At 63.4% G+C, this 15,722-nt stretch carries 15 protein-coding genes; 6 read left to right on the plus strand and 9 right to left on the minus strand.

What is annotated here, in order from left to right:
* Positions 1-54: 54 nt before the first annotated feature.
* The 3 genes from acs to IE083_RS04145 all read right to left on the minus strand — a co-directional run bounded on the left by acs (position 55) and on the right by IE083_RS04145 (position 3,803).
* Positions 55-2,016, minus strand: coding sequence for an acetate--CoA ligase (acs, locus tag IE083_RS04135; protein ID WP_189352363.1), 1,962 nt, complete (start codon positions 2,014-2,016; stop codon positions 55-57).
* Between the two features lie 543 nt (positions 2,017-2,559).
* Complete coding sequence (locus IE083_RS04140; protein WP_189352364.1) at positions 2,560-3,174, minus strand: UPF0149 family protein; 615 nt, start codon at positions 3,172-3,174, stop codon at positions 2,560-2,562.
* Positions 3,175-3,389: 215 nt separating this feature from the next.
* Positions 3,390-3,803: a hypothetical protein gene (locus tag IE083_RS04145; RefSeq protein WP_189352365.1), complete on the minus strand. Its 414-nt coding sequence runs from the start codon at positions 3,801-3,803 to the stop codon at positions 3,390-3,392.
* Positions 3,804-3,886: 83 nt separating this feature from the next.
* On the opposite strand from IE083_RS04145, the gene IE083_RS04150 reads away from it, so the two are divergent.
* The gene (locus IE083_RS04150; RefSeq protein ID WP_189352366.1) at positions 3,887-4,816 is read left to right on the plus strand and encodes a pseudouridine synthase; all 930 of its coding nucleotides are present in this window, start codon (positions 3,887-3,889) and stop codon (positions 4,814-4,816) included.
* Positions 4,817-5,015: 199 nt separating this feature from the next.
* On the opposite strand, the gene IE083_RS04155 is transcribed toward IE083_RS04150, so the two are convergent.
* Positions 5,016-5,864, minus strand: coding sequence for a 23S rRNA (adenine(2030)-N(6))-methyltransferase RlmJ (locus tag IE083_RS04155; protein ID WP_189352367.1), 849 nt, complete (start codon positions 5,862-5,864; stop codon positions 5,016-5,018).
* Positions 5,865-5,962: 98 nt separating this feature from the next.
* Positions 5,963-6,724 (minus strand): pseudouridine synthase, encoded by a 762-nt coding sequence (locus IE083_RS04160; RefSeq protein ID WP_189352368.1) that lies wholly within the window; start codon positions 6,722-6,724, stop codon positions 5,963-5,965.
* A 270-nt stretch (positions 6,725-6,994) separates the two neighbouring features.
* Here IE083_RS04160 and IE083_RS04165 point away from each other — a divergent pair, with 270 nt between their 5' ends.
* Genes IE083_RS04165 through IE083_RS04185 form a run of 5 tightly spaced genes read left to right on the plus strand, consistent with a single transcriptional unit; the run spans position 6,995 to position 10,072 of the window.
* Complete coding sequence (locus IE083_RS04165; protein WP_189352369.1) at positions 6,995-7,387, plus strand: type IV pilin protein; 393 nt, start codon at positions 6,995-6,997, stop codon at positions 7,385-7,387.
* Between the two features lies 1 nt (position 7,388).
* Positions 7,389-7,946 carry a GspH/FimT family pseudopilin gene (locus IE083_RS04170; RefSeq protein WP_189352370.1) on the plus strand — a complete coding sequence of 186 codons (558 nt, stop codon included), beginning with the start codon at positions 7,389-7,391 and terminating at the stop codon, positions 7,944-7,946.
* Positions 7,940-8,530, plus strand: a complete 591-nt coding sequence (locus IE083_RS04175) for a PilW family protein (RefSeq protein WP_268245113.1) — start codon at positions 7,940-7,942, stop codon at positions 8,528-8,530. Before IE083_RS04170 ends, IE083_RS04175 begins: the two co-directional genes overlap by 7 nt.
* Before the next feature lie 55 nt (positions 8,531-8,585).
* Positions 8,586-9,641: a hypothetical protein gene (locus IE083_RS04180; protein ID WP_189352372.1), complete on the plus strand. Its 1,056-nt coding sequence runs from the start codon at positions 8,586-8,588 to the stop codon at positions 9,639-9,641.
* Entirely contained in the window at positions 9,641-10,072 is a 432-nt protein-coding gene (locus tag IE083_RS04185) for a type IV pilus modification PilV family protein (RefSeq protein ID WP_189352373.1), read from the plus strand. The genes IE083_RS04180 and IE083_RS04185 overlap by 1 nt, the downstream gene beginning before the upstream one ends.
* 151 nt (positions 10,073-10,223) lie before the next feature.
* Here the strand turns inward: IE083_RS04185 and IE083_RS04190 are convergent, their stop codons facing one another.
* From IE083_RS04190 to corA, 4 genes are all read right to left on the minus strand, one after another.
* Complete coding sequence (locus tag IE083_RS04190) at positions 10,224-11,528, minus strand: nucleotide sugar dehydrogenase (RefSeq protein ID WP_229799593.1); 1,305 nt, start codon at positions 11,526-11,528, stop codon at positions 10,224-10,226.
* A 171-nt stretch (positions 11,529-11,699) separates the two neighbouring features.
* Entirely contained in the window at positions 11,700-12,110 is a 411-nt protein-coding gene (locus IE083_RS04195; RefSeq protein WP_189352375.1) for a hypothetical protein, read from the minus strand.
* A 133-nt stretch (positions 12,111-12,243) separates the two neighbouring features.
* Positions 12,244-14,415 carry a malate synthase G gene (locus tag IE083_RS04200; protein WP_189352376.1) on the minus strand — a complete coding sequence of 724 codons (2,172 nt, stop codon included), beginning with the start codon at positions 14,413-14,415 and terminating at the stop codon, positions 12,244-12,246.
* Between the two features lie 134 nt (positions 14,416-14,549).
* Positions 14,550-15,521, minus strand: coding sequence for a magnesium/cobalt transporter CorA (gene corA, locus IE083_RS04205; RefSeq protein ID WP_189352377.1), 972 nt, complete (start codon positions 15,519-15,521; stop codon positions 14,550-14,552).
* Positions 15,522-15,722: the final 201 nt, after the last annotated feature.

A 15,722-nucleotide genomic window follows, 5' to 3' on the forward strand; every position in this document is an offset into this window, starting at 1 on the left:
CGAAAAAACGCCCCGGCGGGGCCGGGGCGACTGAGGCTGCACAGCGTGCGAGGCTTACTGCGGTTCTTGCAGCTGTTGCAGAATCTGCGGGTTTTCCAGCGTCGATACGTCCTGGGTGATTTCCTCGCCCTTGGCGATCGAGCGCAGCAGGCGGCGCATGATCTTGCCGGAGCGGGTCTTGGGCAGGTTCTCGCCGAAGCGGATGTCGTCAGGCTGCGCGATCTTGCCGATCTCGTGCGCGACCCAGGCCTTCAGCTCGGCGGCGACTTTCTTCGCGTCCTCGCCGGTCGGGCGTTCGCCCTTCAGCACCACGAAGGCCACCACCGCCTCGCCCTTCACCTCGTGCGGCTTGCCGACCACCGCGGCTTCCGCCACCAGCGGGTTGGCCACCAGTGCCGATTCGATCTCCATGGTGCCCAGGCGATGGCCGGACACGTTCAGCACGTCGTCCACGCGGCCCATGATCCAGAAGTAACCGTCCTGGTCTCGGTTGGCGGAGTCGCCGGCGAGGTAGTACTGGCCGTTGAACTCTTCCGGGAAGTAGGTCTTCTTGAAGCGGTCGGCGTCGTTCCAGATGGTGCGTACTAGCGACGGGAACGGCTTCTTGATCACCAGGAAACCGCCCTTGCCGGCCTCCACCGGGCCGCCGGCTTCATCGACGATGTCGGCGATGATGCCCGGCAGCGGCAGGGTGCACGAACCCGGCTTGGTGGCCACCGCGCCCGGCATCGGCGCGATCATGTGGCTGCCGGTTTCGGTCTGCCACCAGGTGTCGACGATAGGGCAACGGCCGCCGCCAACCACTTCGTGGTACCACATCCATGCCTCGGGGTTGATCGGCTCGCCCACGGTGCCGAGCAGGCGCAGGCTGGACAGGTCGAACTGTTTCGGCAGGTCGGCACCCAGCTTGATCAGCGAGCGGATCGCGGTCGGCGCGGTGTAGAAAATGCTGACCTTGTGCGCTTCGATCATGCGCCAGAAGCGGGCGGCATCCGGGTAGGTTGGCACGCCTTCAAAGATGATCTGGGTGGCGCCGAAGGCCAGCGGGCCGTAGGCGACATAGCTGTGGCCGGTGATCCAGCCCACGTCGGCGGTGCACCAGAACACGTCGTCGTCCTTGGCGTCGAAGGTCCAGCGGTAGCTGCTTAGTGCGCCCAGCAGGTAGCCGGCGCTGCTGTGCTGGATGCCCTTCGGTTTGCCGGTGGAGCCGGAGGTGTAGAGGATGAACAGCGGGTCTTCCGCGTTCATGGTCACCGGCGGGCAGTCGGCGGACTGGCTGGCGGTCAGCTCGTGCCACCAGATGTCGCGCTCGCCCCAGGCCACCTGGCCATTGGTGCGCTGCAGGACCACCACTTTTTCTACCGATTCGCAGCCGCCCAGCGTCAGCGCCTCGTCGACGGTGGCTTTCAGCGGGATCTGCTTGCCACCGCGCACGCTTTCGTTTGCGGTGATCACGATCTTGGCGCCGGCATCCTGGATGCGGTCACGCACGGCGCCGGCGGAGAAGCCGCCGAACACCACCGAGTGGATGGCGCCGATACGGGCGCAGGCCTGCATCGCCACCACCGCGTCCGCCACCATCGGCATGTACACCACCACGCGGTCGCCCTTGGCGACGCCCAGCGATTTCAGGCCGTTGGCGAAGCGCGACACGCGCTCGTGCAGCTGCTGGTAGCTGATGTTTTCGACGCTGCCGTCATCGGCTTCGAAGATGATCGCGGTCTTGTTGCCCTTGGTGGCCAGGTGACGGTCGATGCAGTTGTAGGAAACGTTCAGCTCGCCATCGGCAAACCACTTGAAGAACGGCGCATTGCTGTCGTCCAGCACGGTGGTGAACGGCTTGCTCCAGGTCAGCAGCTCGCGTGCCAGATTGCCCCAGAAGCCGGCGTAGTCCGCTTCGGCAAGTGCGGCTTGGGCGTTGTAGGCTTCCATGCCGGACAGGGTGGCCTTGGCACGGAAAGCGTCGGATGGAGGGAAGCTGCGGGTTTCTTTGAGCACGGATTCGATTGCTGACATCGTTGGTTTCCTTTTGCTTTGCAGAGTGAGGTCGAGCGGGTGAGGCTGTTTGTTCGACGCGTCGGGTCAGTCTTACTTGTTATGGCCCTGAAAACAGTGTGGGCTTGTCATGGCTTCAGAATGTACGAAAGCGGGCGGCGGCTGACCAATCGCAAATTCTGATAGCAAAAATCAACCCGAGCGATGTTGCACTGCAAAAAACGATATTTATCAGTGATTTGCGTTAGAGTTTTTGCTATTTTTTCGCTGCCGGTACGGCGTGAAAATAGTGCGCGGCGGGGGCCGGCGGGCTGTTGTTTTTGCGGGGGATGGTGCGTTGCGGTGGCGAACGTGCCGGCAAAGCGCCGGCTGCGGGGCGAAAAGGGCGGCGTCGGACCAGGGTTGGCCGCAAGGCGGGACGGCGGCCGTCACGGCGGCGACGGCTGGCTGGGCAGTGCCGGCCGGGGCGGGGCGATGATGCGCTGCAACGGCGGCAGCGGCGGAAACGGAAAAGGCCGCCGCGGCAGATGCCGGCGGCGGCCTGGAGGGTTGCGGCGGCCGCGGTCAGTCGTCGTTGGCTTCGCTTTCCGCGTCTTCCATTTCCTGGCGCAGTACGGCGAAGAAACGGTAGATCTGCGCTACCGAGGCCGAGATCTCGCCCAGCCATTCCGCCTTCTGCTCGGCGCTGGCGCCGTCGAGGAAGGGGCGCATTTCCGGATCGGGATGGTGCTCGAACGCCAGCGCCATGATCGGCGCCAGCGCGCCGGCGGCCTCGGCGTCGTCGAACAGCAGCGTCCAGTCGTCGTACAGGATCTGCATGCCTTCGCTGAAGCCCTCGGCCCAATCGTTGCCGTGCACCACGCCGTGCTCGTCGGCGTCCAGCCACGGGTAGAAGTCCTCGCCGTTGGCCAGCGTGCGGGCGATTTCCAGCCAGTGGCCCATCACCTGCGTCACGAACTTCTCCAGCACCTTGGGCGAGGCAAAGGCAGCCTCGTCGTCGAAGGCGGCGCCGAGGATGGTCGGCAGGCAGTCGACCGGCTTGATCGCCTCCGGCCCGGCGTGCAGCGCCGCGAAAAAGCCGTCCAGCTTTTCCAGCGACATCGCGCCCTGTGGTGCCAGCCGGCTCAGGGTTTCGCCCAGGCGCTGGTAGTCTTGTTCGGTCATCGGTTTGAATTTCATGGTCTGGCCTTGGCGGTAAGCGGTAGGGGTGGCGTGCGGCCAACGTTGGCCGCAGGGCGGTGGTTCAGGGCGTGCTCACGATCTCGCGCGCTCACGCGAGACAAGGCAAAAACGGCAGAGGAAGCGGCGTTAAACCAGATATAAACCCGCATGCCGAAGTCGTTTTCAACGCTGTATCGCCCTGTGAGATCAGTTGCAGCAGATCGTGAACCGGTTCAGGGCGGCAGTGGCCGGCCCGGCTTGGTGGACAGGTGGTAGTGTTCCATCAGCACCTGGTGCGCCTGTTCGGCGACGTTGCGCAGCGTTTCGCCGCGCGGGTGGTCGGCAAACAGCAGGCTGTCGTCCATGCTGCGCAGCGCACGGCGTGCGGCGGTGCACAGATCGACGGCGATGGCGTAGTCGGTGAGGCTCAGCACGCGGCCGTTGCGGATCTTGCGAAAATAGACGCCGCTCATCTGCGCGTATTTCTCGGCCAGCGGCTGCGCGGCGAGGCCGTCGTCGGCCAGCAGACTGTCCAGCAGCGACCACACCGCGTTGACGGTGACATCGGCGCGCGCCAGGCGTTTGGCCAGCTGCGCGTTTTCTTCCTTGTTCGGCTTGGCGGCGGCCGGTTTCTTCTTTACAGCCATGTTTCTGCGCTTTCGCGATGCGGTGAAGCCGGCATTTTAACGCGCCTGCTGCCAACTGGCGCGCATCGCCTTACAATCGCGCGATGAATCAACGCATTTCCCCCATCCCCGAGCGCGCCGGTGTGGCGCCGAGCTTCCTGCAACTGCCGGCCGGCGACTGGCCGGACCTGTGCAGCTTCCTGATCGAGCGCTTCGCGCACATCCCCGCCGCCGTCTGGCGCGCGCGGCTGCAGAACGGCGAGGTGTTCGATCACCAGGGCCGCCCGCACCGCCTCGACAGCCCGTATCCGGCCAACCGCCGCATCTGGTACTACCGCGACGTGCCGGACGAGGTGCCGGTGCCGTTTGCGGCCACGGTGCTGTATCGCGACGAACGCTTGCTGGTCGCCGACAAGCCGCACTTTCTCGCCTGCATTCCCGGCGGCCGCCACCTGCGCGAGACGCTGCTGGGCCGCCTGCGCCGCGAGCTGGACTTGCCGCAGCTGATGCCGATCCACCGTCTCGACCGTGAAACCGCCGGCGTGATGCTGTTCTGCATCGATCCGGCGCACCGCGCCGCCTACCAGGGGCTGTTCCAGACGCGCGAGGTGCGCAAGACCTACGAGGCCATCGCGCCGTGGCGCGACGATCTCGTCTTGCCGCTGGTACACCGCAGCCGCCTGCTGGAGCGCGACGACTGCTTCCGCATGCACGAGGTGGCCGGCGAGGCCAACAGCGAGACGCGCGTCGAGCTGATCGCCCGTGCCGGCGCGCTGGCGCACTACCGGCTGTCGCCGCTGACAGGGCGCAAGCACCAGCTGCGCGCGCACCTGACCGCGCTGGGCATCCCCATCGTCAACGACCCGTGGTACCCGGCGCTGCTGCCGGACAAGGCGGTGGACGACTTCAGCCAGCCGCTGCAATTGCTGGCACGCAGCATTGCCTTTACCGATCCGGTAAGCGGCGAGGCGCGCCAGTTCAGCAGCGAACGCCGGCTGCTGCTGGCGCCGGAGCAGGGTGGCGGTCAAGCCTGACCGCCGGCCCGCCCGCTTCAAAAGGTTGGCCGCAAGCAAATGGCCCTGCGTGTGCAGGGCCATTTTCATGTCAGCCGATCTACCTCGGCGTCGCTAACAAAACCTCGCAGCCTACCTGAGCCAGGGCGCGCCGACGCAGACAGTACACTTGGTAGGGCAAGGAGGCGCAACGCAGGATCAGGGGTTTTGTCAGTGGCGCTTAGTTGTTCTCGCGGTATTCCACGCTGTGCCAAGCCCCCTTGTCCACCGCCAGCGCCGTGGTCAGCCACGGCAGGGTGTCGTTCAGCGTCGCTGGCAGCGTCCACGGCGGGTTGACGATGAACATGCCGCTGCCGTGCATGCCGAAGCCTTCCTTCGACGGCGTGCGCACCGTCAGCGTCGTGTCCAGCCAGCTGTGACACGGCAGCGCCTTCAGCTGCGCCACCATGTCCTTGATCTCCGGGCGCTGCAGCAGCGGGTACCAGATGGCGTAGGTGCCGGTAGCGAAGCGCTTCAGCGATTCCTGCATCGCGTTCACCACCCGCTGGTAGTCGCCCTTGTCCTCGTACGGCGGGTCGATCAGCACCAGTGCGCGTCGCGGCGGCGGCGGCAGGATGGACTTCAGCGCCTCGAAGCCGTTGTTTTTCTCCACCTTGATGCGGCGGCCGGCGTCGGCGAAGCACTCGCCCAGCAGCTGGAAATCGCTGGGGTGCAGCTCGAACAGGCGCAGCTTCTCGCTGCGGTTCATGGTCTCGGCGGCGAACCACGGCGAGCCGGGGTAGTGGCGCAGCTCGCCGTCCGGGTTGATGCTGCGCACCACCTCCAGATAGCGCGCCACCGCCGGCGGCAGATCGTCGCGCTGCCACAGCCGCGCCACGCCATCGACGTACTCGGCGGTCTTGGTGGCGTAGCCCTCGGTCAGGCTGTAGGCACCGGCACCGGCGTGGGTGTCGATGTACCAGAACGGCTTATCCTTCTGGCCGAGGTAGTCGATGATCTGCACCTGGATCAGGTGTTTCAGCACGTCGGCGTGGTTGCCGGCGTGAAAGGCGTGGCGATAGCTAAGCATGGCGGTCGTTCGGACAAAATAGCCGCACATTGTAGCGCAATTCGCCGCCCGTCCTGCACCGTTGCGGCCAACGTTGGCCGCAAGGTGCGCTGGCCTTGTCAGCCGGGGTCGCTGCCGGCGTCGCCCAGCCACGCCGCCGGTAGCGCCTCGGCCCAGCCCAGTTCGTGCAGCAGCCGCGCAAAGTCGCCGCTAACGGGCGCGGTGATGGTCAGCGCCTCGCCGCTGTGCGGATGGCGGATGCTCAGTTCCACCGCGTGCAGCAGCATGCGGCCAACGTTGAATTGTGTCTGGAAGAAGCGGTTGTGCACGCCCTTGCCGTGGGTGGCGTCGCCGATGATCGGGTGGGCGATGTGTTTCAGGTGGCGGCGCAGCTGGTGGCGGCGGCCGGTTTCCGGCATCAGCTGCAGTAGCGCGTAGCGGCTTTGCGGATAGCGGTCCACGGCATAGGGCAGGGTGCAGCGCGCCAGCGTGCGGTAGCGGGTGAAGGCCGGTTGCGCATTCAGCTGCGCGTTGCCGTGCACGTATTCGCGCTCGTCCGGCTGGCGGGTGATGGCGTGGTCGATGTCGCCGCTGTCGGCCGGATGGCCGCGCACCACCGCGAGGTAGGTCTTGGCCGGCTGTTTGGCGGCGAAGTCCTGGTTCAGCAGCCGTGCGGTGTCGCTGTCCAGCGCGAACAGCAGCACGCCGCTGGTGCCGCGATCCAGCCGGTGCACCGGAAACACCTGCTGCCCGATCTGGTCGCGCAGCAATTGCACCGCGAAGCGGGTTTCGCGGCGGTCGATCTCGCTGCGGTGCACCAGCAGGCCGGACGGCTTGTCGATGGCGATCAGGTGCTGGTCACGATAGAGGATGGTGAGCATGGGCGGGGCCGGCGAAAAGCGCGCATTCTAACAGCGCCGCGGCCACGCCGGGCCGATTGTCAAGTGTGTGGTCCGGGTTGCCGTTTGACAATGATGTCGTGACGGCTAGGCTGGAAAGGTGGGCTTGGCCCGGTAAAAAACAGTAAACTAGCCGGCAGGGGTATTGTTTTATTGCGATGCTGATTTCTGCTGTAATTATTTGCGGCATGATGCTTCTATTCAACAAAGGGGGCATTGCAATTCATGACGGATATAAACGGATCAAGGCTAATGAATAAAGGTTTTACCCTGATTGAATTGCTGATCGTGACTGCTGTTGTCGGCATTCTGGCCGCCATTGCCATCCCGGCTTATTCCGGTTACATCCAGAAAAGCCGGCGTACCGATGCGATGGTGGCGATTCGCGCGGTCCAGTTTGCCCAGGAGAAGTATCGCGGCAATCACACCAGTTATGGATCACTGAGCGATATCGGCATGCCGGCGACGACCGAGAGTGGTTACTACACCATCGCGGTCAGCAGTGCCACGGCCACCGGCTATCTGGTGACGGCCACGGCGGTTTCCGGCAAATCGCAGGCCTCGGATACCGGCTGCACCGCGATCCAGCTGCTACAGGCGGCAGGCAGCATCAGCGCCACGCCAAGCGCATGCTGGAGCAAGTGACATGAAGCGTCCGGCTTGTACGGCAGCAGATGTTGGCCGGGGCTTTACCCTGATCGAGCTGGTGGTGGCGCTGGTAATTACCGGCATCCTGCTGGTAATGGCGGTGCCGGTGCTGAACGAGCAGATCGACAAGCGGCGCCTGGTGGCGGTGGTTGATGCCATTTATGGTGACATGCAATATGCGCGCTCGGAGGCTATCCGCAGCAATCAGGACGTACAGATCAGCTTCAGCGGTGGCGCCAGCTGGTGCTACGGCATGATTCTGGGGACGGCGGCTTGTGATTGCTCGGTAGTAGCTAGTGGCCCCGGTTATTGCGACCGAAAACGGGTCGATTATCTGGATTTCCCGAAGGTGTCGATCCCGGCGTCGGGAGGAATCAGCTTTAGCGGCAATAAAGCCAGTTTTGATCCGGTGCGCGGCGTGGCATCGGAAAGTGGTTATGTGATCATGGAGTCGGCGCTGGGCAAACAGGCGCGAGTGAATCTGGCGCTGCTGGGCCGCATCAGTGTCTGCGCACCGGCGAGCATCGGACTAGCGGGGACCTATCCGGCATGTTGAAACCTGTTCGGCAGCACGGTTTTACCCTGATCGAGCTAATGGTGGCGCTGGTGATCGGCCTGGTGCTGATGCTGGGGCTGACCACCTTCCTGATCAACAATATCCGCAACAATAGCGATACGTTGAAGGCGATCCGCCTGAATCAGGAGATGCGCTCTACCATGATGCTGATGAGCCGCGAACTGCGGCGGGCCGGCTACTGGGCCAGCACCGCGTCCGCCACCAACCCGTTCCAGACCATGACCACATCCACTGCCGGCTGCGTGCTGTACAGCTATGACCGCTGGTCTACGGCATCGGCCACGGTGCCCGATAATGTAAAGTACGGCTTCTTGCAGGCGAGTGGCGCAGTCTACATGCGCAGTAGCGGTTCGAGCTACAGCTGCACGCCCGGGGCAAACAATGTCTGGGAGGCGGTGACCGATGATGCCGTTGTCAATATCACGGCCTTGAGCTTTGCGCCCGACAGCGCCTCCGGCACCATCGCCATTACCCTTGCGGGCGAGCTGAAAAATGCCAGTGAGGTGAAGCAGGCACTGACGGAGACGGTTATGCTGGAAAATGGCCCGCTTACCTTCAATTGAGGGCTGCACTATGCATCAAGCGATCATGACTGACAAACCAGGACGGCAGCAGGGCATGGCCACACTGACCATGTCGCTGGTGGTATTGTTCATTGCCAGCCTGATGGTGTTCTATACCAGCTCCGGCATGCTGTTCGAGATCAAAACCGGCAACAACCAGCTATACCAGTCGAAAGCTCTGGAAGCAGCCCGTGGTGGCGTGGAGCACTCCATGGCGTGGCTGGTGAACGGCAGCAATACCAGCAGCCTGGCGTGGGTAACGGATGCCACGGGGCCGAGCGGCACCAACCAGAAAGCAACGGCGGCGTCGTTCCCGTCCACGGTGAGCGACCAGACCATCGGTGATCATGCGGTAGCGGTATCCTTGTGGCGCAACTCTGCCGTGCCGACGATCCTGGAAGTCAGCGCAACCGCCAGCGGCGATGCCAGTGCCACCATACGCCAGCGTATCCGCCTGGGGACTACCACAGTATCAACGAGCACACCGAATACGCTGAATATTGCCACGGTAGCGCCAATCGTGATCAATGGCGGGTTGAGTGGCGTAACCGGTACCCCTGATGTTTATCCCAGTACCGCAGGTGGTGCTGCCATCGTGACGTCTTCGACTACTTCATCCCAGATAGATACCGGGCATTTGGATTTGCATGGCGGCACCATCAGTTATGGTGCGTTTGCCGGGACCGCGTGGGATTACATATTTCCGGACGTGACCAAGGCGCAGATGAAAGCGGCGGCCGATTATCAAAAGATTTTCTATTATGATGCCGCGGTTTTACCGCCCAGCCCCTGGCACCAGAGTATCGGCACGGCCAGTGATCCGGTTATCCTGATTTTTGATATTGGTGCCGGCTGTCCGAAGGTGAATGGCAGTGTCACGATTTATGGTCTGGTCTATTACGGCAGCAGTTGTGCGGATAATGGCTGGGGCGGGGCAACCATTTACGGCAGCATGGTTGCAGATATGTCGATTACCAAGCTCAATGCCAATGCCGAGTTTTCCGGTTGGTCCGTAAATAGTGGCACCGGCACCATTACCTTGCCTCCTACCATTACCACCACCACTGCCCAGACTTTTGCCAAGCTGGCCGCATCATGGAGAGACTTCTGATGGCCCGTATTGGACACCGGCGGCAGCAAGGACAAGCCGGCTTCAGCCTGCTGGAAATGCTGATCACCATTATCGTGCTGGCCAGCGGCCTGCTTGCCATCGGCAGCATGTACGGCGCAATCATGAACGCCAATACCTTGTCCAAACAGCGTAGCGAGGCAGTGGTGCTGGGTGAGAAAAAACTGGAAGAACTCAGGGCGCAGTCCTACGCCAGCCTGGTTTCGGGGAGTGAAACCATCGCTGCCGCCAGTTCCAGCGGCGGTAGTGCCAATTACCAGCGCAGCTGGTCAATCGCAGTGGCCAGCAGCGGGCTGGATTACAAGGATGCCAGTATTACGGTAACGTGGACGGACAGTAAAAACCAGTCGCAGGATATTGTGCTGTCAACCAGGATCAGCAATGTCAGTGCCACGCCGGTAATGATTCCTTGAGCCGATATTGGCTTCTGCTTGCCGCAGGATGTCCGGAATTATTGGCCATCATGAAAACAGGGCGTAACTTTGTGTTACGCCCTGTTTTATTGCCTGCATCTTGCCACCGTAATACCCGGGGAAAATGCAGGCTGCGATCTGGTTTATCGGCTTACGCCTTGACCACGTTGGCCGCAGGCTGCAGGTACTTGCCACGGCTGTCCACGATCAGCTGTGCATGCTGCTGCAGCTGTGCGTAGTCGAACTTGTCGTGGTCGGTGGCCAGCAGCACGCAGTCGTATGCGGCCAACGTTTCGGCGCTCAGCAGTACGCTGGACAGCTCGAAGTGATGCTCGCGCATCTTCGGGAACACCGGCACGTGCGGGTCGCTGTAGCTGATGTCGGCACCCAGGTCGCGCAGTTTTTCCATCAGAAACACCGACGGGCTTTCGCGCATGTCGTCCACGTTCTTCTTGTAGGCAATGCCCAGCACCAGGATGCGGCTGCCGTTGATCGCCTTCTTGCGCTCGTTCAGTGCCGCTGCCACCTTGCTGATTACGTAATCCGGCATCGAGGAGTTGACCTCGCCGGCCAGCTCGATGAAGCGGGTGTGCACGCCGTATTCGCGCGCCTTCCAGGTCAGGTAGAACGGATCGATCGGGATGCAGTGACCGCCCAGGCCCGGGCCGGGGTAGTAGGGCACGAAGCCGAACGGCTTGGTGGCGGCGGCGCGGATCACTTCGTGGATGTCGATGCCCATCTTGTCGGCCACGATCTTCATCTCGTTGACCAGGCCGATATTCACCGCGCGGTGGATGTTTTCCAGCAGCTTGGTCATTTCCGCGGCGCGGGTGGACGACACCGGCACCACCTTGTCGATCACCGCGCTGTACAGGGCGACACCGACTTCCTGGCAGGCCTCGGTCACGCCGCCGCACACCTTGGGGATGGTGCGGGTGGTGAAGTCGGGATTGCCCGGATCCTCACGCTCCGGCGAGAACACCAGGAAGGCATCTTCTCCTATCTTGAAACCGCGCGATTCGATGCGCGGCAGCAGTTCTTCGTCGGTGGTGCCGGGATAGGTGGTGGATTCCAGCGATACCAGGTGGCCGGCACGCAGGTGTGGCACCAGGCTGTCGATGGTGCTCAGCACGAAGGACAGATCCGGCTCGCGGTACTTGTTCAGCGGCGTCGGCACGCACAGGATCAGCGCGTCGGCTTCCGGTGCGCGGCTGAAATCGGTGGTGGCTTCGAAACCGCGCTCGCGTGCCTGCCGGATGCTGTCGGCACTGATGTGTTCGATATAGCTTTTTCCTTGCTGCAGGCTGTCGACCTTGCTGCCGTCAATGTCGAAACCGAGAACCTTGTAGCCGACCTCGGCAAAGCGCAGCATGAGTGGCAAGCCGACATAACCCAGTCCGACGATGCCGATCACGGCAGATTTGTCCTGAATGCGGGAGAGAAAATTCTGTTTCACCAAGAGTCCAATACACAAAGCTGTGCCCATTACGGACACTGTCTAAATAGCGGAAAAAGTCAGTCCCGAATTGTGCTACCAGCTCCTGAAAAGGACAAGTGCCGCAGCGTTGCGGCCAACCTTGAACAGGTTGTCGTTGACGGATTGCGTGCCGCGACGGACCGGGCCGGCTCAGTTACCCTTGCCGGCACCGCCGCCGTTGCCGCCGCGCTGGCTGTCGCCGCTCTTGCCGCGGCTGCTGCTTTTGCCCGGGCTGGCCGTATCGCCTGCAGCACTCTTGCCAGCCGGAATGGCAGCACGTACGCCGGGGATGGCTGGTGCCGTGCCGGAGCGGGTGGTGACCGGCTCGCCGTTGATGGTCAGTGACGAGCGCACGCGGTTGAGATCGCCTTGGGTGATGCCCTTGATTGCCAGCAGGTCACGGCTGCTGCTAAAGGTGGTGGTCAGCTGTGCGTCAATGATGTGCTGCGCGTCGGTAGTGCTGAAACCGGCGGCGACCAGCTCGTCGTAGCTGGCGTCGTTGACGTCCAGCGCCATGGCCGGCGCCGCCAGCAGGCCAAGCAGGATGATCAGTTGCTTCATGGTGTCCTCCCGGATAAGCGACAGTGCAGTATAGTTCGCGCCGCCGCGGGCGCCGGCCTTGTTGCGCGGCGTGTCCGCATGAAAAAACGCGCCATCGGTGATGGCGCGTTTGCGGGGCGGCTGGCGGTGGCGCTTACTGAGCCTTGGCCTGTGCCTTGGCTACCTGGCGCCAGGCGTGCAGCAGCGGCTCGGTGTAGCCGGACGGCTGCGCGCAGCCCTTGAACACCAGGTCGCAGGCGGCCTTGAAGGCAACGGACGTCTCGAAATTGCCGGCCATGTTGCGGTAGGCCGGATCGCCGGCGTTCTGCTGGTCCACCACTGCGGCCATGCGCTTGAGCGTTTCCATCACCTGTGCCTCGCTGGTGATGCCATGGCGCAGCCAGTTGGCGATGTGCTGGCTGGAGATGCGCAGCGTGGCGCGGTCTTCCATCAGGCCCACGTTGTGGATGTCCGGCACCTTGGAGCAGCCGACGCCCTGGTCGATCCAGCGCACCACGTAGCCGAGGATGCCCTGCGCGTTGTTGTCCAGCTCCTGCTGGATCTCGGCGGCAGACCATTGAGGGTCGGCCGCCACCGGGATGGTCAGCAGGTCGTCCAGCACGTCGATTTCCTGGCCTTCCAGCCCTTTTTGCACGTCCTGCACGTTGACCTGGTGGTAGTGCAGCGCGTGCAGCACGGCGGCGGTCGGCGACGGCACCCAGGCGGTGTTGGCGCCGGCTTTCGGGTGGCCGATCTTCTGCTTCAGCATTTCGGCCATCAGGTCCGGCATCGCCCACATGCCCTTGCCGATCTGCGCGTGGCCGCGCAGGCCGCAAGCGAGGCCGACCTGCACATTGCTGCGCTCGTAGGCGGCGATCCACTTGCTGGTCTTCATGTCGCCCTTGCGGATCATCGGGCCGGCTTCCATTGCGGTGTGCATCTCGTCACCGGTACGGTCGAGGAAGCCGGTATTGATGAAGGCGACGCGGTGGCGGGCGGCGGCGATGCAGGCTTTCAGGTTGACGCTGGTGCGGCGCTCCTCGTCCATGATGCCCAGCTTCACGGTGTATTGCGGCAGGCCGAGCAGGCTTTCCACCGCGCCGAACAGCTCGTCGGCGAAGGCCACTTCCGCCGGGCCGTGCATCTTCGGCTTCACGATGTAGATGGAGCCGGTACGCGAGTTGCCGCGGCGCTGCCGGTCGTGCAGCGCGATCAGGGTGGTCACCACCGCGTCCATGATGCCTTCCTGGATCTCGCGGCCTTCGCCATCGAGGATCGCCGGGTTGCTCATCAGGTGGCCAACGTTGCGGATGAACAGCAGGCTGCGGCCGTGCAGGCTCAGCGTGTCGCCAGCCGGTGTCTGGTACTGGCGGTCGGCGTTCAGGCGGCGGGTGAAGGTCTTGCCGCCTTTTTCTACTTCTTCCACCAGTGTACCCAGCATCAGCCCCAGCCAGTTGCGGTACACCACCACCTTGTCGTCGGCATCGACGGCGGCGACGGAATCCTCGCAGTCCATGATGGTGCTGATGGCCGCTTCCATTACGATGTCCTTGACCCCGGCGCCATCCTGCGCGCCGATGGCGCTGGATTTGTCGATCTGGATATCGAAGTGCAGGCCGTTGTTCTTCAGCAGCACCGCGGTGGGCGCGGCGGCGTCGCCGTTGTAGCCGACGAACTGCGCCGGCTGCTTCAGGCCGCTGACGCTGCCGTTCTGCAGCGCAACCTGCAGCTGGCCACCGATCACGCGATAAGCCGCCGCGTCCTGGTGCGAGCCGCCTTCCAGCGGCGCCGCCTGGTCGAGGAAGGCGCGGCCGAAGGCGATGACCTTGCCGCCGCGCACCGCGTTGTAGCCGCCGGCGCGCGTGGCGCCGTCGTCTTCGCTGATGGCATCGGTGCCGTACAGCGCGTCGTACAGGCTGCCCCAGCGCGCGTTGGCCGCGTTCAGCGCGTAGCGCGCATTCATCACCGGCACTACCAGCTGCGGGCCGGCCTGTTCGGCCAGTTCACTGTCGATATTGCTGGTGCTGATCTGCGCGTCGGCCGGTACCGGCTGCAGATAGCCGATTTCGGTGAGGAAGGCTTTATAAGCCGCCATGTCGGCAATCGGGCCCGGGTGGGCGCGGTGCCATTCGTCGATGGCGGCCTGCAGGCGGTCACGCTCCGCCAGCAGTGCACGGTTTTTTGGGCCCAGCTCGTGCACGATGGCATCGAAGCCTTGCCAGAACGCCTCGCTGGCAAGGCCGGCGCCGGGCAGGGCTTCCTGCTCGATAAAGTGGTAAAGGTTGGCCGCAATTTGCAGGCGGTGGCTCTGGATACGCGCTGTCATGAAGTTTCTCTCTTTAGTCGTCGTGCGTCGGATGAGGACGCTTTGCTTTAGCGGATGATCCGAGTGTACTGATGTCACGATGAGGGTAAAAGCGCCAATAATCGATAACATCTTTTACTTTTTGTCGGGTAATGCTACAGCCAGCCGGCGCGGCGGAAGCGGCGCCACAGCAGCCCATCCAGCACCGCCATGCTCAGCAGTGACAGCGGGTAGCCCAGCGGCGTGCGCAGCTCCGGCATGTAGTCGAAGTTCATGCCATAGATGCCGGCGATCAGGGTCGGTACCGCGAACAGCGCGGCGTAGGCGGCCAGCTTCTTGCTGATGCTGCTTTCGTCCAGCGAGATCATCGCGATATTGACCTGGATGGCGGTGGCCAGCAGGTCGCGCTGCGATTCCACGGTGTGCAGGATGCGCGACAGGTGGTCGTCCACGTCACGGAAATATTCCGGCAGCTCGTGGCAGGGCGGTGGCACGCGGCCGCCATATAGCCGCGCGGTGGCCTCGTGCAGCGGTGCGGCGGCGTGATGGACGCTGATCAGCTTGCGCTTGAGCGCGTACAGCGCCGCGATATTGCGCCGCGCCGAGCTGCCCTTGAGAAACAGCCGGCCTTCGATGCGGTCCAGTTCGTCTTCCAGCCGATGGATCACGCCCAGGTAGCGGTCGACCACCGCATCCATCAGCGCGTACAGCACGAAACCGCTGCCGTGCGCCAGCAGGTGCGGCTCGCGCTCGCAGCGCGCACGCACGTCCTGGAAGCCCTTGCGCGTGCGATTGCGGATCGACAGCAGGAAATTGCGGCCAACGAACAGGTCGACCTCGCCGACGTGGATGCCGTCCTCGCCGTCCGGCTCCAGTGTCTTCATCACCAGGAACAGGGTGTCGCCGTATTCCTCCAGCTTCGGGCGCTGGTGACCGTGCAGCGCGTCCTCCACCGCCAGCGGGTGCAGCGCGAACAGGTGGCCGAAATGGCTGATTTCGTCCGGGGTCGGGTCTTGCAGCGCGACCCACACCAGGCAGTCCGGCTTGGCCAGGTGTTCGGGAATGGCGTCTATCGCGATGTCGCCGAGTTTTTGGCCTTGATGGTAGGCAACGCAGTTGATCAGCATGACGGGCCTTGTGGTGACCGGTGCCGCAGGCAGGGCCGGCGGTGCCGGATGGGGAGGACAATTGCGGTGCCGCTCTTGAAAAAAGCGTACCGTTGCGGCACTTGTTACGCATCGTATGCTAATTGTGGAGTGCTGCCGTGGCTAGCAGCCTGTCGGACTTGGGCCTGCCCGAAGGCGGAATAGTGAAACGCAGGGCCGTTT

It is taken from the genome of Vogesella fluminis (assembly GCF_014652335.1).
GTDB lineage: Bacteria > Pseudomonadota > Gammaproteobacteria > Burkholderiales > Chromobacteriaceae > Vogesella > Vogesella fluminis.